Raw genomic sequence first — 18089 nt, 5'->3', positions numbered from 1 at the left:
ACTCGACGACGGAGCACAGCCTTCCCTCGACGTCCCGGCATCCGCCACCGCGTAGGTTCCGAGCCAGGCGACCCCGCCGTCGGCACACCGCCGTCCCCGATCGAAGGAGTGTCATGTCCGACACCACCCCGGCCGCTCCGAGTGAGCCCGTCGACCCGAACGCCGCGTCCGTCCCGCCCGTCGAGGCCACGCCCGAGTCCCCTGCGACCGATGCACCGGCCGCCGAAGCCGTGCCCGCAGAGGCTCCCGCTCCGGTGACGGCCGCTCCGGCTGCGACCCCTGCCGCTGCCGTGCCGGTCGCCCCGGTCGTGCCGCCGCAGACGAGCCTCGCGTCGCGTGGCGTGAACTACGCCGTCGACATCGTCTTCTGCATCGACGTGACCGGGAGCATGGACCCGATCCTCGACGCCGTGAAGGCGAACGCGCTCGGGTTCTACGACGACGTGCAGACCAACCTCACTGCGAAGGGCAAGAACGTCACCGAGCTCCGCGTGCGCGTCATCGCGTTCCGTGACCTCGTCGCCGACGGCGCTGCCGCCATCGAGGAGTCGCCCTTCTACGGCCTCCCCGACGACCGCGCCCGCTTCTCCGACTTCGTCGGCGGCCTCGTCGCCGAGGGCGGTGGCGACGCACCCGAGTCCGGCCTCGAAGCCGTGGCCCTGGCCATCGCGTCGCCGTGGACTCGGAACGGTGACCGCCGCCGTCAGGTGATCGTGGTGTGGAGCGACCAGCCCGCGCACCCGCTCGACCCCACGGTCGTCCCCGCGGACCTCCGCTCCCGCATTCCCGCCGACTTCAGCGCGCTCACCGACGCGTGGGAGGACGAGCAGGGCGTCATGGGGTCCAGCACGAAGCGCCTCATCCTGTTCGCCCCGGACGGTCCCGGCTGGAGCGACATCTCCGCCGAGTGGGAGAACGTCGTGCACAACCCCTCGACCGCCGGTGGTGGCCTGTCCGACGTCGACTACGGCACGATCATCGACTCCATCGGGAACTCGGTGTGAGCGAGACCGCTGCGGGCCCGACCGCGTCCTTCGGGTTCAACCTGGCCAAGGTGCCGGACCACGGCGAGGACTCCGACCCGATCCTCCGCGAAGGTCCCGACCTCGGGCTCGCAGCGGTCTTCGACGGCATGGGAGGCGCGGGCGGCACCGTCTACGACACGCCGGACGGCGCGCGCTCCGGCGCCTACCTGGCCTCCCGGCTCGTCCGCGACGTGGTGGAGGAGCACCTCCTCCGTACGCTCACTCCCGACCGGCCGCTGCCGCTGCCGGCCACGGCCGTCGAGCTGCACGACGCGATCGAGACCGTGCTGCAGGACGCGCTGACCGGGCTCAACGCCCCGGTGAGCCGACTGCGGTCCCGGCTGCTGCGGGCGCTCCCCACGACGATGGCGCTCGGCGCACTCCAGCGGAGCGAGCCGGAGGGGTCCCGTTGGGTCTGCGAGGTGCTCTGGGCCGGGGACTCCCGTGTCTACGCGCTCGACGCCTCCGGGCTGCATCAACTGAGCGTCGACGACCTGCGCGACCCGAGCGACGCCATGACGAACCTGCAGCGCGACTCGGTCATCAGCAACGCGATCTCCGCGGACACCGAGTTCCAGGTGAACCACCGCCGGGTGACGCTCGAGGCGCCGTTCGCCCTCGTCTGTGCCACCGACGGGTGCTTCGGGTACGTCCCGTCCCCGATGCACTTCGAGCAGCTGGTGCTCGACGGACTGGCCGAGGCCGAGACCGACGAGGACTGGTCACTCGCCGTCCAGCGATCGATCAGCGCCGTGACCGGGGACGATGCGTCGATGGCCACGATCGTCGTCGGTGCCGACCTCGCCGACTTCCGGGCCGCACTGGCGCCACGACGGGCCGAGATGGCCGACCTGGTGGTCGCACCCCTCGACGCGATGGCCGACGAGATCCAGCGCGCGCAGCGGGACCTCACCGACCTGCAGGCGCGCTACGTCGCCGCTCAGGCCGACCAGTGGCAGCGCTACCGCACCGGGTACGAGCGGATGCTGCAGGACGACCAGGACGCGTCGGTCGACCCTGTCGACGAGACGCCCTCGCGCCAGATCTGGAAGCCCGCGAAGCGGATCGCCACCGGGCACGTCGTCGCGGCAGCGACCACCGACGAAGTGCCGGACACCGATGAGACACCGGCACCCGAGGGTGCCCCGACGCGCGAAGGGGAGGCCTCCTGATGCAGGCCGGAGACGTGCTGAACGGGTACACGCTGCTCGCCGACTTCAGCGTCGTGGGAGCCGGGCTCAGCCGCTGGACCTTCGCGACGAAGGGCGGGCGGGAGTACTTCGTCAAGGAGTTCCTGAGCCCGACCTACCCGGAGGACAGCTCCCCGGGCAGCGACCGGGTCAAGGCACGGAAGCGTGAGCGGTGCGCGGCCTTCGAGGCACGGCACACCGCGATGCAGGCGGCGCTCGCTCCGCTGTCCACGTACGGCGGCAACCTCATCGTCACGCTCGACTTCTTCCGCGCCGGTGCGAAGTACTACAAGACGACCGAGCGTGTGGAGTCCGAGGACCTCGGCGTCGCCGGGATCGCCGCCCTGCCGTTCCGCCAGCGACTCGTGCTGCTGAAGTCGGCCGCGCACAGCCTGAAGATCCTGCACGACCTGCACATCGTGCACGGCGACCTCAAGCCGGACAACGTGCTGGTGAAGCGCACGGACCTCGGGTACACGAGCAAGCTCATCGACTTCGACAACGCCTACGTCGCGGGTGACCCGCCGCCCCCGGCGGAGATCGTCGGCACGATCAACTACTACTCGCCGGAGCTCCTCGGCTACATCCAGGAGGACGGGGTCGCGGCCGCCGACCTCGGGACCGCTGCGGACATCTTCGCGCTCGGACTCATCTTCAGCGAGTTCCTGACGGGGCAGTTGCCCGCCTACGACCGTGCGTACGGCGAACCGGCCGTGGCTGCGCGGAGCGGCGTCGTCCTCCGGGTCGACCGCACCTCGCTCGACCCCGCACTCGCCGACCTCGTCGACCGGATGCTGCTGGCCGATCCGGCGGCACGACCCACGATCGGACAGGTGCACGCCGGACTCATGGGCCTCCGTGGATCCGGCGAGGCGGTCGCGCCGACGGTGACGCCGGCTCCGTCGGTGAGCGCGCCGGCCGCGGCGCCCGCCCCTCCGGCTCCAGCCGCAGCGCCGGCCGCCTCCGGGGGCCTCCGCGGGAAGCTCGTCCGGCCGGCTGCGACGCCGACGCATGCCGCGCCTCCCGTCGGGACGAGCGGTTCCACCGCTCCCGCAGCCGAACCGTCCGAGGCGACCCCGCCTCCTGCGCCGTCGAGCGGGCTCAAGGGCAAACTGCTCGGTCGCACACCGCGCGACCGGAGGCCCGACCGTGGCTGAGATGCCGGCCGTCTGGCGCTGCCCGGTGTGCGAGGGCGTCAACCGCGGCGGCCGCACCTGCAGCACGTGTGGCGAGCAACTGCCGCCCGGCTTCGTGCCCGCGGACGCGACCCCGCGGCGGCCGGAGGCGCGGCCGCGTCCGTCGTACGCGCCACCGCGGACCGTGGCACCGCCGCCACGCCGCGCCCCGCGCTTCCCGAGCCCAGAGGAGATCTTCGGCAGCGACCCCTTCCGCTGACCCCGTGCGCGTCAGGGGCTGACGGCGATGCCGTGTGCGTCGGCCCACTGCATCGAGTGTTCCGCCTGCTGCCGGGACAACCCCGTCACCATGCCGCAGTTGCTGCACTCGATCAGGTAGGACGTGCCCAGGGAGAACAGCGGGATGAAGAACAGCGTCACCTTCTGCCGCTCGCGGACGATCTGCTGCGGTGCCGCGACCCCGCAGTGCCCGCACACGAAGGTCACGACGAACAGGAGCGCCGCGACCGCGCGGGTGCCGAAGAGCAGGAACATGCTTCGAGTGAACCACCCGGCACATGTCCACCCGGACGGGTGCGGGAGCGGTTCCCGACCTACTGCGAGAGCTCGCGGTCCAGGCGGTCGAGGAGCGCTTCGAGCGAGACCTCGAACTCCTCGTCGCTGCGGTCCTCGCTGAGCAGGGCACGCAGCCGCTGCACCTCAGGGGCGATGTCGAGGGACAGGTTCCCGTCGCCCTCCGGGACGGCGGCGCCGCCCTCGTCGAGCGGCTCCTCCGCGGGTCCTGCCTCGGCTCCCCTGACCACGGACTGCAGGAGGAGCTGGCCGAGCAGGAAGCTGCTGAACGCGCGGTAGGCGTTGACGGCCTGCGCGTCGGAGAACCCGTTCCCGGTGAGGGCCCGGAGGAACGTGTCGACGACCTCGATGCTCCGGAGCGGCGGACGCAGCCAGGGTGCGGCCGGGTGGCGGGTGGCGACGAGGGGGAACGCCTTGGGGTGGTCCGTCGCGATCCGGCGGACCGCATGCGCGACCGTCTGGAGGAACGCCTGCCAGTGCGTGCCCTCGGCCTCCTCGAGGTGGGAGACGAGGTCGCTCATCAGGGAGGCGACGATGCCCTCGAGCAGGTCCTCCTTCCCGTGCACGTACCGGTAGAGGGACATGGCCTCGACGCCGAGCTCCTGCGCGAGGGAGCGCATCGAGAGCCCCTGCGTGCCCGACCGGTCGATCTGCCCGAGCGCGGTCGCGACGATGAGGTCCCGGCTCAGCCCGGGTGCGGTCGTCCTGTCGCGTGCCGCCATGGCGGATCTCCCTCGCTGTGGGTGGCGTCCGGCCCCGACTGCGTCCTCGTGATGCGACGCCGCCGTACCTGAGATCGTACGCGCGCTTACGTCGTAAGCTCCGACGCGGGCTTACGCCGTAAGTCCGCCGAGGTGATCCCGCACCTCCATCTCGGACGCACTCCTCATCGGATCCGGTGACCACGCCGGGGAACAGGAGCACCACCATGATCGACAGCAACAGCATCAACGACCTCATCGGCGCCGACGTCTACGGCAGCGGCGAGGCGAAGATCGGCACGGTCGGACAGGTCTACGTCGACAACGACACGCAGGCGCCGACCTGGGTGACGATCCGCACGGGGCTCTTCGGCTCGTCCGAGACCTTCGCCCCGCTGACCGACGCCAACTTCGACGCCGGCATCGTCCGCGTCGCGTACGAGAAGGCGTTCGTCAAGGACGCACCGCGCGTCGAGGCCGCCGGTGCCCTCAGCGACGAGGAGGAGCAGGCGCTCTACTCGTACTACGGCATGACCGACACCTCCGCGGCGGACGAGCAGCCCCTGTACGACCAGGACGCCGACCGTGGTGTGAACACCCACGGCACCCAGGGCCACGACACCTCCGGCCCCACGACCGACGACGCCATGACACGCTCCGAGGAGCGTCTGCACGTCGGCACCGAGCAGGTCCGGACCGGCCGTGCCCGTCTGCGCAAGCACGTCGTCACCGAGCAGGTCACCAAGACCGTCCCGGTCAGCCACGAGGAGGTCACCCTCTCCCGCGAGCCGATCACCGACGCGAACGCCGCCGACGCCCTCGCCGGCCCGGAGCTCAGCGAGGAGGAGCACGAGGTCGTCCTCTCCGAGGAGCGCGTCGTGACCGCCAAGGAGACCGTCCCCGTCGAACGCCTCCGCCTCGGCACGGAGACCGTCACCGAGCAGCAGACCGTCGACGAGGAGGTCGCCCACGAGGAGATCGAGCTCGACGACAGCGAGGTCCGCAGCGCCACCGGGACCACCGACCGCGACCTCCGCTCCTGAGCACCACCGGCGAGGACCCCCTCCGTCGCCGGGACTGAGCCCGCTCACACCTGTCGGCCCCGATCATGACGAGCGGGGCCGACAGGCGTACCCGCCCCTCCCGTTCCCTCACCGGAGCACCGCACGGCCCAACGGAGCAGAGCATGAACCGAGACCAGCAGCACGTGTCCGACGCCGACGACCACGTCGAGGTGGTCCGCAGCGAGGAGCGCATCGCCGTCACCACCGAGCGTCACGCCACGGAACGCGTCCGACTCGAGCGGTACGTCGTCACCGAGCAGCGCACCGTCACGGTCGACGTCAGCCGTGAGGAGATCCGTCTGACCCGCGAGCCGATCACCGGCGGGACGCGCCTGCCGGCCGGCGCCGGCGACACCGTCCGCGAACCGATCGTGGTCGTCCTGCACGAGGAGCAGCTCGTCGTGACCAAGACCGTCGTGCCGGTCGAGCGCGTCACACTCACCACGCACACCGTCACGCAGGACGTGGTCGTCGACGAGACCCTCCGGCACGAGGTCGTCGACGTCGACGAGGTGCGCGAGCCGATGGCCTGAGCAGCCCACCCGAGTGCACCGGGCCTCCTGGCCGTCATCGCGACGGACGGGAGGCTCGTCTCGTTGCCGGTGCCTCGCATGGGCTGACGATGCAACGTCCCTGCCGGATGCGCGCCTCCGAGAACGAGTTGCAGTCCGCTCCTTTCCCTGCGGCTGAGGTCGCAGTACCATGTTCGCGAGGTGCCAAATCGGTTTGGCACACTACGAAGGGGTAGCAGCAATGACGAAACACCTCGTGATGTCTCGGCGCACGGTGCTGACGGGGATGGCGGTTCTCGCCGTGGCCGCACACAACGTGCCCGCTCTGCAGGCGACCGCGGGACAGAGCCCCTCTGCCGGGCACCGCGGGAAGCTCGAGCCTCGCCGTCGTCGCGTCCCGGTGGGGCTGCTCTGATGCCCGCCGACAAGAAGAAGCCGGTGGCCATCCCGCCAGAGCCGAACGTCTACGACGTTACCGACTGGAACCCGACCGGCGCTCTCGATCCGGTGCGGGACATCGGCGCCGTCATCAACAGCATCATCGGGGACATCAAGCGCCGCCAAACCAACCAGGCGGACAAGCCCGGCGCCGTGATCTACATCCCGCCGGGAACTTACTCGCTGAAGACGCGGGTCGTCGTCGACATCAGCTACCTCTGCATCCGCGGATCCGGACACGGCTTCACTTCGTTGAGCATCCGTTACAACTCCGGCGGCACGTCCACGTGGCACGAGATCAACCCGGGGGGCAGCCACATCACGGTGGAGAACGCCGACGGCAAGTCCGAGGCGTTCCTCGTGCAGCGATCGGGAGACCCGCGGTTGAGCTCGATCGAGTTCGAGAACTTCTGCCTCGACGGGGTGTCGTTCACCGGCAACCAGAACTCGTACCGCAACGGGAAGGTCGGGATCCGGTTCGCGTCCGCGACCGACGCAACCCGGGTGCGCGGGATGGGGATGGTGTACCTCGAGCACGGCCTGATCGTGCAGGACGCGGACGCGCTGGACGTCTCCGGGAACTTCATCGCTGAGTGCGGCAACTGCATCGAGCTCACCGGGTCCGGCCAGGCGTCGAAGGTCACCGACAACCACCTCGGAGCGGGACCCATCGGGTTCTCGCTGTTCGCCGAGCAGCACAACGGTCTCCTCGTCACCGGCAACAACATCTTCCCTCGCGGGATCGACTCGGTGCACCTCAAGAACTCGACGAGGTGCACCATCTCCGCAAACCGACTGCACTCGTTCTACCCGGGCATGATCACGCTCGAGGGGAACTGCAAGGAGAACCTGATCGGCTCGAACATGTTCGAGCGGCAGGTGGAGACGTACGGGCCGTTCATCGGAGTCGGCAACGGCCGACCGGATGACTTCGGTGTCGTGCAGGTGAACGGTGACGGCAACACCATCACCGGCAACCACGTGACCGTGATCATCCCGCCAGAGCAGGTCGCACCCGCCGGCGCGACCGCAGCGGTGTTCCGCGTCGCGAGCGGCGATCAGAACCTCATCGGCGCCAATCACGTGATCAGCAACCTGACGCTGCACACTGTGGTCCTCGACGCGGGCACGACCAACTCGCACGTCTTCGACAGCGGAACGGAGGCGCAGTTCGCCGCCGCCTCCACGAGCTACGGGTTCCGACCCACTCCGTAGGACCGTTTGCAGACAACGGGCCCGTCACGCATCGTGACGGGCCCGTTGTCTCTCCGTGCGGACGTGATCAGTCATGGTCGCCGGTCGTCGCTGCGAAGAGCTCGACCGGTGATGGAGGATTCGCGCCAGCACGGCTCATCGCGACCGCCGCCGATGCTGCCGCCACGCCCCCCACGCGGTTCAGCAGCGTCGTGTCGACAGCGGACTGCTGTATCCGTTGGAGTCCGCTGCCCTGCAGCAACGCGAAGAGCAGCCCGGACATGTAGGCGTCCCCTGCTCCGATCGTGTCGGCAACCGTCACCGCGGGCGCCATGACCTGCACACGAGTGTCCCGGCCGGCGACGATCGATCCGGCTGCACCACGGGTGATGGCGGCGAGGCGCACCCCGCCGTCGAGGAGACGGTCGAGGACGCCATCGGGGTCCACGTTCGGGTAGAGCCAGTCGGCGTCCTCATCGCTGAGCTTGACCACGTGCGTCCGCTTGACGATGCGGTCGAACTGCTGCAGCGCATCGGCCTGCTCGAGGAGCGCCGGCCGGATGTTCGGATCGAAGCTGCGCACCGTCGCCGCGGGAAGCTGACGGAACAGCTGCACTGCGGCGCGGCCGCCGGGTTGCAAGAAGGCCCCCAACGAGCCGGTGTGCGCAACAGCTGGCGCAGCCCCGGCCGGGAGCACGGGCGCTTCCCGGTCCCAGACGATGTCGAAGTCGTACCGAGCAGACCCGTCGGCTTGGAGCTCCGCACGCGCCACTGAGGTCGGCCCGTCGGCGCGGTCGACCGTCAGGCCGTCGTGAGCGAGGTGCTCGGCGATCAGACGCCCGTGTTCATCGTCACCGAACTGCGTGGCGAGGGTCACGGGCACGCCGAGGCGGGCGAGCCCCACTGCGACGTTCATGGGACTCCCGCCTGGTGTGAGGCGGGTCTCCGACCCGTCGGCGACGGCGTCGATGAGCGCTTCGCCGAAGACGATCACAGGGCGGTAGGAGGTGGTCATGGCGATCCTTCCTCGAACGGTGATGTCACCGTCCGGACGTCACTGAGATGGTGCGGCGACGGATTCGCGACGCACGATCGGGCAGGTCAAGAACACCGGTCCGACGGCTTGCTGCTGCTCGCGGGTCGGAAGGTCGTTCTGCAGCTCGACGAGGCGTTCGAGGGCCCACTCGCCCATCTCGTAGTGCGGCAGCGCCACAGTGGTCAGCGCGGGGAAGAGCCCCTCTGCGATGAGCTCCTGGTTGTCGAAGCCCACCACTGAGAGGTCGGTGGGGATGCGGAGTTGCAGCTCTGCTGCAGCGCGGTAAGCGCCCATCGCCATGCGGTCGTTGTAGCAGAACAGGGCGGTCGGCCGGTCAGGACGCTGCAACAGCGCACGCGCAGCGTCGTAGCCGCCCGGGGTTTCGGACGGGGCCGCGCGGACGAGCGACTCGTCGACGTCGAGACCGGCTTCCAGCAGGCTCTCCGTGTACCCCGCCAAGCGTTCACGGGTGGCGGGAACGTCGTCCACGTTGTTGATGAAGCCGATGCGTCGGTGCCCGGCAGTGAGGAGCTCTTCCATCGCGGCGCGGGCACCGCTGCGTTCATCTGGGGCGACCGCGGGGTGCTTCCTGGTGCTGTCGGTCGCGTCGATGACCACGGTCGGTATGACATCGAGTTCGGTCGGGGGAGTGATCTCGCGGTGGTACATCGTGGCGTAGAGGACACCATCGACCTGTTGCCGGATGAGGGCGGTGGCGTTCGCGGCGACGTCGTCCCGCTCGGTGTTGATGATGACCAGCGTCAACCCGTGGCGACGGGCCGCGTTCTGCGCGCCGAGGATGATCCGACCAGCGTGCGGGGTCGTGGCGATCTCTTCGCTGAGCAGGCCGATCATCTCAGAGCGCTGCATGCGCAGGCCCCGCGCCATCCGGTTCGGGCCGTAGCCCAGGCGGCGTGCAGCGTCCTTGACCCGCTCGCGGGTCTCGTCGCTGGCTCGGAGGAAGTCGACGTCGTTGAGGATGTGGGAGACGGTGGTGACGGACACCCCGGCCTCGGCTGCGACGTCCTTGATGCCGACGCGTCTCGGAGCCACCATCGATCCTTTCGTTCCGTGGGAGGTCGGATCGCGTCCGGCCCTGCGTTGGTCGGCGGCATCCGTCTTGGCCGAGCACACCATCGCTGATGCTCGCGGCCGTGGGAAGGTCCCGCTCCCGGTGTGAAACGCGAGCATCATCACCCTAAGTCCACCGGAAGCGGGATCTCCGAGTGGGCGATGATCACCCCTTGACTGCGCCCAGTGTGAGGCCAGCGACGATGTGCCGCTGCAGAACGAACGTCAGCAGGATGACGGGTACCGAGTACACGATGCCGAGGGCGGTCATCGTTCCCCAGTCGAGACCGAACTGCGTCTGGAAGTCGGCGATCATGAGTGGAGTCGTCTGCGCACGCACCGAGGTGAGCAGCAGGGCGAAGATGTAGTCGTTCCACGATGCCAGGAACGCGAAGATCGCGGTGACCGCGAGGCCGCCGGCGGTCACCGGCAGGATCACGCGGATCAACGCGCCGATCCTGGAAGCGCCGTCAACACGGGCAGCTTCCTCGAGTTCTTCTGGAACAGCCTGGAAGAAGCTCGACAGCAGCCAGATCGACAGTGGCAGTGAGATCGTGGTGTGGGCGATCGCGAGGGCGAATGACGTGTCCTGGATGCCCACGCTACGGAACATCGTGATCAAGGGGGCCCCGACGACGATCGCCGGAACCATGCGGGTCACGAGGGCGACGAGGATGAACACCTGCCCGAAGCGGGTCCGGTACCGGGTGACTGCGTACGCGGCTGGCACTGCCAGCACGAGGGACATGACGGTGCTGATCGCCGCGGTGACGATGCTGTTGATGAAGGACGCTGGAACTCCGCTGGTGCCGAGTGCCGAGCTGTAGTTCTCCAGCGTCCAGTTCCGCGGCCAGATGGTCGGCGGCACCGCGATCGTCTCGACCGGCACCTTCAGTGAGGTGAGCACCATGTAGAGGAAGGGGAACGCGTAGAGCACGACGAGCAGGATCAGGGCGATCCAGAGGATGGTCTTCGTGCCGATGCGCTGTGTTTCGAGGCCGTTCACTGGTCACTCCCGGGTCGCCAGATCTTGAAGATCGCGAAGATGGCCACGGCCAGCATCGCGATGAGGTAGATGGTGCCCATTGCGCTTGCCAGGCCGGGGTCGCCGTAGCGGATCTGGGTCTGGTACACCAGCAGTGACATCGTCTCGGTGGCGTTCTGTGGGCCACCGTTGGTCTGCAGCACGATCACGTCGAATGCGCGAGCGGCGTCCACACCACGGACGATGAGCGCGACGGCGATCACGGGACGCAGCAGCGGGATCACGATGCGGAACAGCAGTGTGGGGTATCGGGCTCCGTCGAGGCGGGCCGCCTCGAGGACGTCGCCGGGGATGTTCTGCAGACCGGCGAACAGCACGAGCGTGATGAACGACGTTGTCAGCCAGACGTCCGGGATGGAGACCGACACCAGAGCGATCTTCGGGTCACTCAGCCACTGGATCGCGTTGGGGGACGGCAGCAGGTGGGCGCTGTAGAGCAGCTGCCCGACGATGCCGAAGTTGTCGCTGAGCAGGAACTTCCAGAGCAGGCCCGCGACGATCGGCGCGATCATCAGGGGATAGAGGAAGATCGTGCGGAAGACGCGTGAGCGGTCACCGATCGTGGCGAAGAGCAGTGCGACGAGCAGGCCGATGGCGAACTCGAAGAACACCACGATCGCCGTGTACACCGCGGTGCGCCAGGCGGAGTTGCCGAAGTCCGGGTCGGTGAACGCGGTGATGTAGTTGCTGAAACCGACGAACCGGCGAGTGCCTGCGAGCTGGTTGATGTCGAAGAAACTGTTGGTCACGAACTGGATGAGCGGCCAGCCGATGAAGATGAGCAGGAACAGCGCCGCCGGCAGGATCATGAGCACGGCGAAGCGTCGGTCGGTTATGCGCACGAGCGACTTTCGGTTCGGGGGAGGTGGTGGCCCCGTAGGGCCACCACGCTCTACTTGAGGATGTCTTCGACCTTGGTCTTGGCCTGGTCGAGGAGCTGCTGGTTGTCCGCACCCGGTCGGACGGCTTGCTGCAGCATCGGCACGAGCGCGTTGTCGACGATCTGCTGCCACTTGGGGTTCGACGGACGCGGGATGGTGCCCTCCGCCTGCAGGGTCTCGACCATCGGCTTGAACGCTTCGTAGCCGGGCTTGTCCTGGTACTTCTCGAACGCGGACACCCGCGCGGCGAGCCCGAGGTCCGTGGTCGCGCTCAGGTCGTTGTGCTCGTACGCGAACTTGATGAACTCCTCGGCTGCGTCCTGGTTCGGCGATGCCTTCGGGACGCTGAGGTAGTAGGGGCCTGGGACGCCAGCAACACCGGCGGGGCCAGCGATCATCGGGGCGACCCCGACCTTGCCGGAGACCTTCGAGTCCTCGGGGATCTGCCGGTAGGCGTGGCCCCAGAACAGCATGAGCGCGGTCTTGCCCTGGTAGAAGAGGTTCTGCGCTGCCGCCCAGTCGGTCTGCGCCGCACCGGGTGCCGACGACTTCAGCATGCTCGTGTAGAAGTCCAACGCCTTCAAGCTGGCAGCGTCACCGAGGGTGACGTTCCCCTTGTCGTCGACGACCATGTCCTTCTCGCCGGCCTGCGAGAGGGCAGCGAGGTATTCGGTCTCGACAGCGCCCTTCGTGGCAGTGCCGTACATGCCGTCCTTCGTGAAGAACTCGGCCTCGTCCTGGTACTGCTCCCATGTCGTTGGGGGCTTGAGGTCGTAGCCGTACTTCTCCTTGAACGCAGTCTTGTTCGCCGGGTCGTCGAGGAGGTCCTTGCGGTAGTAGAGGATCTCCGTGTTGGTCCACGCGGGCATACCGACGTAGTCGCCGCCGATCTTGCCCTCCTGCAACTCCGCCGGGAAGAGGTCCTTCTCCACGTCCTCGGTGAAGAGCGAGTTCAGCGGCGTCAGCCCTTCCTTGAAGGTGGGCAGCCAGATCGCATCGAGCGCGGCGACGTCGAAGGACACCGACCCGGAGTTGAGCTCGCTGTTGACGCGGTTGTAGAGGCCGTCGTAGGGCAGCTCGACGAACTGGACCTTCGTCCCGGTCTCCTTCTTGTAGCGATCGGCGATCGGCTGGAGCTCGCCGTGCCCCCCGGCTTCGACGAGGACGGTCAAGCTCTTCGCCGACCCGCCACCGTCGCCGCCACCAGCACCGCACGCGCTGAGGACCAGCGCCGATGCCACGGCCACGGCAGTACCGGCGAGGATGCGACCTCTGTTGCCGGCACGCGTGCCGGACTTCCTACGAAGCATCATTACTTCGTCTCCTTCGTCTGCAGCAGCAGCGCTGCGATCGGGTACGGTGTCAATGACAAAGCGTCTTGCCAAAACGACTTGGCCCAAGATATACATCTACGCAGAGGCCGTCAAGCGAACGGCCCATCGCTCCGAGGGGACCCCTTGCGCATGATCGACGACGATCGCCCCAGCATCCACCTGACCGCTCGATCCGGCTGGATCAACGACCCCCTGTCGTTGACCTGGCACGACGGCAGGTACCACGTCTTCTTCCAGTACGTGCCGGAACAGACCAGCTGGGCCCCGTCCTGCCACTGGGGGCACGCGACGTCCACCGACCTGCGGACGTGGACGGAACAGCCGGTGGCGTTGGTGCCCGGCGAGGGCGACGACGGGATCTGGTCAGGCTCCCTCGCCATCGACGGCGATCGTGCGACGATCTTCTACACGTCGATCCAGACGCCGGACTTCAGCATCGGCCATATCCGTACCGCTACGCCCACCGCTTCGGACTGGACAACGTGGACCAAGGGGGACGTCGTCGCCGTTCCCCCCGAGGACATCGATGTGCAGGTCTACCGCGACCCGTTCGTCTTCCGTGATCGTGACCGATGGCGGATGCTCGTCGGAGCGAACATCGACGGCACCACCGCCGCTGCACTGTCGTACTCTTCGCCGGATCTCCAGAGTTGGCAGTACGACGGCGTCGCCGCGCAGCGGAACACCTCGCTGACCGAACCGGTCTGGACCGGCAAGCTCTGGGAGTGCCCACAGGTCTTCACCATCGATGGTGTCGACGTGCTCATCACCTCCGTCTGGAACGACGACGAGCTCCACTACGTCGCCTACGGACTCGGGGAGTGGCGGGACGGCGTCTTCGGGGTCGAGCGATGGGGTCGGCTGACGTGGGGGAACAGCTACTACGCACCTTCTTTCTACCGCGACTCCGACGGTCGGCCCGGGCTGGTCTTCTGGCTCCGCGAGATCCGCGATCACGCCGGGGACACCTGGACCGGTGCCATGAGCGTGCCCCACGTGCTCACGCTGGACGGCGATGAGCTCGTCGCGCGGCCGCACCCTGACGTCGTCAGCGGCGATGGCGTCAACACGCACACCGCGTTCGATCGGATCGACCTCACGAGCGATGGCCGCGCTGACATCATCAACTGGGACCCCGATCTCGGACAGCTGGTCGTCACCAGAGATGAGGAACCGATCCTCACCATCAACCGCACCGGGGACGACCTGCACATCGCGGCAGCGACCGGTGCAGGTGGAACGGTGCCGGCAGGTGATGGGGTCGTGGAGATCCTCCTCGACGGACCGGTCCTCGAGCTCAGCACCAGAGCCGGACTGTTCGCCGCACCCTTGCGTGCCCCGGTCGCTGTCACGCGGTAGCGGCCCTCGAACTGATCCTGCTGTTCCGCTGCGCGCAGTGGCCACAGCAACGACGAGACGAAAGGATCCAACAACCATGCCGAACAGCAACGACTACGACGTGACCACCTGGCCGGTCGGCGATCCGGCCGAGGACATCGGCGAGGTGCTCAACAGCATCATCGCCGACGTCAAGAGCCGACAGAGTGGCACCGACGGCGACGGCGGCAAGCCTGGCGCTGTCGTCTACCTCCCGCCGGGGGACTACCGCCTCCGCACACAGGTCCTCATCGACATCAGCTTCTTGAAGATCCGCGGCGCCGGGCACGGATTCACCTCCTCCAGCATCCGGTTCAACGTCCCCGAGGAAGAGTGGCCAGACCTGCACGAGCTCTGGCCCGGCGGAAGCCGCATCCTCGTCGACATGCCGCTCCCGGAGGATGCGGACGAGCGGGCCGGCGCCGCGTTCCTCGTGGAGCGCGAGGGCAGTCCTCGGATCAGCTCCGTCGAGTTCGAGGACTTCTGCATCGACGGCATGCACTTCATCGCAGACGGCTCCGACCTGCTCCCGGAGAACACCTACGTCAACGGCAAGACCGGGGTCCACGTCGCCAGCGCCAACGACTCCTTCCGCTTCAACGGGATGGGACTGGTCTACCTCGAACACGGCCTCACGATCCACAACGCCGACGCCCTCTCCATCCACGACAACTTCATCGCCGAGTGCGGCAACTGCATCGAGCTCCGCGGATGGGGACAAGCATCGAAGGTCACCGACAACCTCATCGGTGCCGGCTTCAAAGGCCACTCCATCTACGCCGAACACCACGGCGGGCTCCTGATCACGGCCAACAACGTGTTCCCCCGCGGGGCGAGCAGCGTCCGCCTCAGCAGCGTCACTCGGTCGAGCATCACCAACAACCGGCTGCATTCGTTCTACCCGGGGATGGTCGTCCTCGCCGAGAACAGCTCTGAGAACCTCATCGCCGCGAACCACCTCCTCCGCGACCATGAGCCGTGGACGCCGTTCCTCGACATCGACAACGGCCTCGACGACCAGTACGGCCTGCTCCGCGTCGATGGCAGCGACAACACCATCGTCAGCAACCACTTCTCGGAAGTCGTCGACTCGCAGCGCGTGACGCCCCCCGGCGAAGCGCCCGTCATCATCCGGCTCGTACGTGGCTCCGGCAACTCCGTCGCGACGAATCACGTCGTGGCCAAGGACGCTCACTCGCGCTCGAATGCGTCCGCGTTCTCCGGTCAGGTAGACGCGCTCCTGGCCACCGGAATCAGCCAACTCGCGGTGCTCGCAGTGATGATCGACCCCACCGCAGTGCACAATGTGGTCCTCGACTCTGGACGGGAGTCAGAGGTCCACATCGATGCAACAGCCAACGTGCTCCGGCCGACGCCCGATCTCGCCGGGCGGTGAACGACGGCGGGAGGGCAGTCGTCGTGGCGTACCGGAGGCCGACGTCGACTGTCTCGCGTGCGCTCTCACCCGGTGGCTCCGCGTCGTCGGCGACACCTCCCTCGGGCTCCGCGGTGAGGATCGGGCACTTCTCGACGGACCACGGCAGACCTGTGCGTCCACGACTGCACGCTGACGCCGCTCGTCGCGCTGGTCGTCGGGGAACGCGGGCGTCGTGTCCGAGATGACTTCCATCATCGGCGCGCGTCGCGACCCTGCGAGCTCCCGCAGTCGTTGACTCCGTGTGGCGGAGGTCAGGCCGTGCCCACGGTGACGCCCGCTGCTCCGAAGCGCTCGATGAGGTCCGGTGCGATGCCGTCGTCGGTGATCAGCGTCCATCCGTTCCCGAGTCGGGTCCATGCGTGGAATTCCGACTGCGCGAGCTTCGACGAGTCAGCGAGGACGTACACGGCTGCCGCACGACGAGCGATGAGTTCCTTCAGCCGGATCTGACCGAGGTCCGCTTCGCAGATCCCGCGCTCCGGCGACACCGCATCTGCACCGAGGTACGCGGCATCGAAGGTCAGGTACTCGAGCGCAGCCTCCGTCAGGGGACCGACGAACCCGTTGCTCAACGACCGGTACTCGCCCCCGAGCATGACGAGTCGGACGTCGTCGCGGTCGGCCATGTCGGTGATGACCCCGACGCTGGTGGTGGTGACGGTGAGGTCGGCGTCGATCGGCAGTGCATGAGCGAACGCCGCGACGGTCGAGCCGTTGTCGAGGAACAGTGACGCCCCGGGTGCCACGGTCGCAGCGGCCCGGCGGGCGATGTCGCGCTTCGCGTCGAAGTGCTCGCCGAGCCGCTGGCGCAACGATGCCTCGGGGTGCGCGGCCACCGCCATCGCCCCCCCGAACGTCCGGGTCAACTTCCGCTGCTCCTGCAGGGCAGCGAGGTCGCGCCGTATGGTGGACGCCGTCACCCCGAACCGCTCGGAGAGTTCGTCGACGCTCGCGAGTCCGACCGTCGTTGCGAGCGTGACGATGGCATCGCGCCGCGCTCTGGCCGAGATGGACACCGGGCACCTCCGGACGGCAGGGACTTGGGACGTGTCAGACGCCCTGGGCCGGGCTCGGCTCCCCCGCTGTCGGGGCGAGTTCGGCCGCCTGGCGGAGCGCTTCGATCATGCTAGCGACATCGGCCCTGCCGGTGCCCGCGATGTCGAACGCTGTCCCGTGGTCGACCGACGTGCGGATGACCGGCAGACCCACCGTGATGTTGACGCCGGCCTCGATCCCGAGCACCTTCACGGGGCCGTGACCCTGGTCGTGGTACATCGCGACGACGAGGTCGTAGTCCCCGCGACCGGCGAGGAAGAAGAGGGTGTCGGCGGGCAGCGGTCCGACGGCGTCGATCCCGTCGGCGCGTACGGCCTCGACGCCCGGAGCGATCTTCTCCGCTTCCTCGCCGTACCCGAACAGGCCGTTCTCGCCGGCGTGCGGGTTGATCGCCGCGACGCCGATCTTCGGGTGCGGGTTGCCCGCGCGCACCAGGGCCTCGTTGCCCCGCCGGATGGTCCGCTCGACGAGTCCGGGCTCGATCCGCGCGACAGCGTCGATGAGACCGAGGTGGGTCGTCACGTGGACGACCTTCAGCTTGGCTGTCGAGAGCATCATCGACACCTCCTCGACGCCCATGAGCTCGGCGAGGAGTTCAGTGTGCCCCGGGAAGACATGGCCACCGGCGTGCAGGGCTTCCTTGTTCAGTGGAGCCGTGCAGATGGCTTGGACCTTCCCGGCCATCGCCGCCTCGCACGCGACCCGGATGTACTGGAAGGCCGCATCGCCGGCGACCGGCGAGAGCTGCCCCCACGGCAGGTCCTCCGGGAGGAGTCCGAGGTCCACCACGTCGATGACGCCGTCCTGGTACGTGGCGTCCGCGACGTCCTCGACAGCGTTGAACGTGACCTCGACGCCCCGGATCGCTGCGGCCTGGCGGAGGCGACCGAGGTCCCCGATGACGACGGGCCGGCACACGGCCAGGACGTCCGGTGACACGACGGCCTCGACGACGACCTCGGGGCCGACACCGGCCCCGTCGCCCATCGTGACGGCAATGATCGGAGTTGCGTTCATC

General features: G+C 68.2%; 17 protein-coding genes. 8 read left to right on the top strand and 9 right to left on the bottom strand.

Annotated elements, in window-relative coordinates; genetic code table 11:
* Window positions 1-113 precede the first annotated feature (113 nt).
* Genes DEJ32_RS07625 through DEJ32_RS07615 form a run of 3 tightly spaced genes read left to right on the top strand, consistent with a single transcriptional unit; the run spans window position 114 to window position 3372 of the window.
* Window positions 114-1004, top strand: coding sequence for a vWA domain-containing protein (locus tag DEJ32_RS07625; protein WP_220033000.1), 891 nt, complete (start codon window positions 114-116; stop codon window positions 1002-1004).
* Window positions 1001-2197 (top strand): PP2C family serine/threonine-protein phosphatase, encoded by a 1197-nt coding sequence (locus tag DEJ32_RS07620; RefSeq protein ID WP_110900830.1) that lies wholly within the window; start codon window positions 1001-1003, stop codon window positions 2195-2197. The genes DEJ32_RS07625 and DEJ32_RS07620 overlap by 4 nt, the downstream gene beginning before the upstream one ends.
* Window positions 2197-3372, top strand: coding sequence for a protein kinase (locus DEJ32_RS07615; RefSeq protein WP_110900829.1), 1176 nt, complete (start codon window positions 2197-2199; stop codon window positions 3370-3372). Before DEJ32_RS07620 ends, DEJ32_RS07615 begins: the two co-directional genes overlap by 1 nt.
* A 249-nt stretch (window positions 3373-3621) precedes the next feature.
* Here DEJ32_RS07615 and DEJ32_RS07610 read toward each other — a convergent pair whose 3' ends face one another.
* Window positions 3622-3885, bottom strand: coding sequence for a zinc-ribbon domain-containing protein (locus tag DEJ32_RS07610; RefSeq protein WP_110889486.1), 264 nt, complete (start codon window positions 3883-3885; stop codon window positions 3622-3624).
* Between the two features lie 59 nt (window positions 3886-3944).
* Complete coding sequence (locus DEJ32_RS07605) at window positions 3945-4646, bottom strand: TetR/AcrR family transcriptional regulator C-terminal domain-containing protein (protein ID WP_110825700.1); 702 nt, start codon at window positions 4644-4646, stop codon at window positions 3945-3947.
* A gap of 206 nt (window positions 4647-4852) precedes the next feature.
* Between DEJ32_RS07605 and DEJ32_RS07600 the strand changes: the two genes are divergently transcribed.
* The 3 genes from DEJ32_RS07600 (at window position 4853) to DEJ32_RS07590 (ending at window position 7854) form a co-directional block, all read left to right on the top strand.
* A complete protein-coding gene (locus tag DEJ32_RS07600) occupies window positions 4853-5668 on the top strand; it encodes a DUF2382 domain-containing protein (RefSeq protein ID WP_110900828.1) in 816 nt (271 codons plus the stop codon).
* A 143-nt stretch (window positions 5669-5811) separates the two neighbouring features.
* The gene (locus tag DEJ32_RS07595; protein ID WP_181420613.1) at window positions 5812-6222 is read left to right on the top strand and encodes a YsnF/AvaK domain-containing protein; all 411 of its coding nucleotides are present in this window, start codon (window positions 5812-5814) and stop codon (window positions 6220-6222) included.
* Window positions 6223-6615: 393 nt separating this feature from the next.
* Window positions 6616-7854, top strand: coding sequence for a NosD domain-containing protein (locus DEJ32_RS07590; RefSeq protein ID WP_110889483.1), 1239 nt, complete (start codon window positions 6616-6618; stop codon window positions 7852-7854).
* 67 nt (window positions 7855-7921) lie between these two features.
* Here the strand turns inward: DEJ32_RS07590 and DEJ32_RS07585 are convergent, their stop codons facing one another.
* The 5 genes from DEJ32_RS07585 to DEJ32_RS07565 all read right to left on the bottom strand — a co-directional run bounded on the left by DEJ32_RS07585 (window position 7922) and on the right by DEJ32_RS07565 (window position 13179).
* Window positions 7922-8848 (bottom strand): carbohydrate kinase, encoded by a 927-nt coding sequence (locus tag DEJ32_RS07585; RefSeq protein WP_110900826.1) that lies wholly within the window; start codon window positions 8846-8848, stop codon window positions 7922-7924.
* A gap of 39 nt (window positions 8849-8887) precedes the next feature.
* Complete coding sequence (locus DEJ32_RS07580; RefSeq protein ID WP_110900825.1) at window positions 8888-9925, bottom strand: LacI family DNA-binding transcriptional regulator; 1038 nt, start codon at window positions 9923-9925, stop codon at window positions 8888-8890.
* Window positions 9926-10106: 181 nt separating this feature from the next.
* Entirely contained in the window at window positions 10107-10946 is an 840-nt protein-coding gene (locus DEJ32_RS07575; RefSeq protein WP_110889480.1) for a carbohydrate ABC transporter permease, read from the bottom strand.
* Window positions 10943-11827, bottom strand: a complete 885-nt coding sequence (locus DEJ32_RS07570; protein ID WP_110900824.1) for a carbohydrate ABC transporter permease — start codon at window positions 11825-11827, stop codon at window positions 10943-10945. The genes DEJ32_RS07575 and DEJ32_RS07570 overlap by 4 nt, the downstream gene beginning before the upstream one ends.
* Window positions 11828-11877: 50 nt before the next feature.
* Window positions 11878-13179, bottom strand: a complete 1302-nt coding sequence (locus DEJ32_RS07565) for a sugar ABC transporter substrate-binding protein (RefSeq protein WP_258368927.1) — start codon at window positions 13177-13179, stop codon at window positions 11878-11880.
* Window positions 13180-13329: 150 nt separating this feature from the next.
* On the opposite strand from DEJ32_RS07565, the gene DEJ32_RS07560 reads away from it, so the two are divergent.
* Together DEJ32_RS07560 and DEJ32_RS07555 are read left to right on the top strand one after the other, a co-directional pair.
* A complete protein-coding gene (locus DEJ32_RS07560; protein WP_110900823.1) occupies window positions 13330-14559 on the top strand; it encodes a glycoside hydrolase family 32 protein in 1230 nt (409 codons plus the stop codon).
* Window positions 14560-14635: 76 nt separating this feature from the next.
* A complete protein-coding gene (locus DEJ32_RS07555) occupies window positions 14636-15973 on the top strand; it encodes a NosD domain-containing protein (RefSeq protein WP_110900822.1) in 1338 nt (445 codons plus the stop codon).
* Between the two features lie 293 nt (window positions 15974-16266).
* On the opposite strand, the gene DEJ32_RS07550 is transcribed toward DEJ32_RS07555, so the two are convergent.
* Both DEJ32_RS07550 and pdxA read right to left on the bottom strand, forming a co-directional pair.
* Window positions 16267-17031 (bottom strand): DeoR/GlpR family DNA-binding transcription regulator, encoded by a 765-nt coding sequence (locus tag DEJ32_RS07550; protein ID WP_110889476.1) that lies wholly within the window; start codon window positions 17029-17031, stop codon window positions 16267-16269.
* A 34-nt stretch (window positions 17032-17065) separates the two neighbouring features.
* A complete protein-coding gene (pdxA, locus tag DEJ32_RS07545; RefSeq protein ID WP_110889475.1) occupies window positions 17066-18088 on the bottom strand; it encodes a 4-hydroxythreonine-4-phosphate dehydrogenase PdxA in 1023 nt (340 codons plus the stop codon).
* Window position 18089: the final 1 nt, after the last annotated feature.

The organism is Curtobacterium sp. MCPF17_046, from assembly GCF_003224295.1.
Taxonomy (GTDB): Bacteria; Actinomycetota; Actinomycetes; order Actinomycetales; family Microbacteriaceae; genus Curtobacterium.
Note: the sequence above shows the minus strand (reverse complement) of the source record. Positions and strands in the feature narration are given on the sequence as shown.

Excerpts from the sequence above, each read along its gene's own strand:
- DEJ32_RS07625 (WP_220033000.1), top strand. The coding sequence starts at position 114 with ATGTCCGACACCACCCCGGCCGCTCCGAGTGAGCCCGTCGACCCGAAC.
- DEJ32_RS07615 (WP_110900829.1), top strand. The coding sequence starts at position 2,197 with ATGCAGGCCGGAGACGTGCTGAACGGGTACACGCTGCTCGCCGACTTC.
- DEJ32_RS07610 (WP_110889486.1), bottom strand. The coding sequence starts at position 3,885 with ATGTTCCTGCTCTTCGGCACCCGCGCGGTCGCGGCGCTCCTGTTCGTC.
- DEJ32_RS07605 (WP_110825700.1), bottom strand. The coding sequence starts at position 4,646 with ATGGCGGCACGCGACAGGACGACCGCACCCGGGCTGAGCCGGGACCTC.
- DEJ32_RS07600 (WP_110900828.1), top strand. The coding sequence starts at position 4,853 with ATGATCGACAGCAACAGCATCAACGACCTCATCGGCGCCGACGTCTAC.
- DEJ32_RS07595 (WP_181420613.1), top strand. The coding sequence starts at position 5,812 with ATGAACCGAGACCAGCAGCACGTGTCCGACGCCGACGACCACGTCGAG.
- DEJ32_RS07590 (WP_110889483.1), top strand. The coding sequence starts at position 6,616 with ATGCCCGCCGACAAGAAGAAGCCGGTGGCCATCCCGCCAGAGCCGAAC.
- DEJ32_RS07585 (WP_110900826.1), bottom strand. The coding sequence starts at position 8,848 with ATGACCACCTCCTACCGCCCTGTGATCGTCTTCGGCGAAGCGCTCATC.
- DEJ32_RS07580 (WP_110900825.1), bottom strand. The coding sequence starts at position 9,925 with ATGGTGGCTCCGAGACGCGTCGGCATCAAGGACGTCGCAGCCGAGGCC.
- DEJ32_RS07565 (WP_258368927.1), bottom strand. The coding sequence starts at position 13,179 with ATGATGCTTCGTAGGAAGTCCGGCACGCGTGCCGGCAACAGAGGTCGC.
- DEJ32_RS07560 (WP_110900823.1), top strand. The coding sequence starts at position 13,330 with ATGATCGACGACGATCGCCCCAGCATCCACCTGACCGCTCGATCCGGC.
- DEJ32_RS07555 (WP_110900822.1), top strand. The coding sequence starts at position 14,636 with ATGCCGAACAGCAACGACTACGACGTGACCACCTGGCCGGTCGGCGAT.
- pdxA (WP_110889475.1), bottom strand. The coding sequence starts at position 18,088 with ATGAACGCAACTCCGATCATTGCCGTCACGATGGGCGACGGGGCCGGT.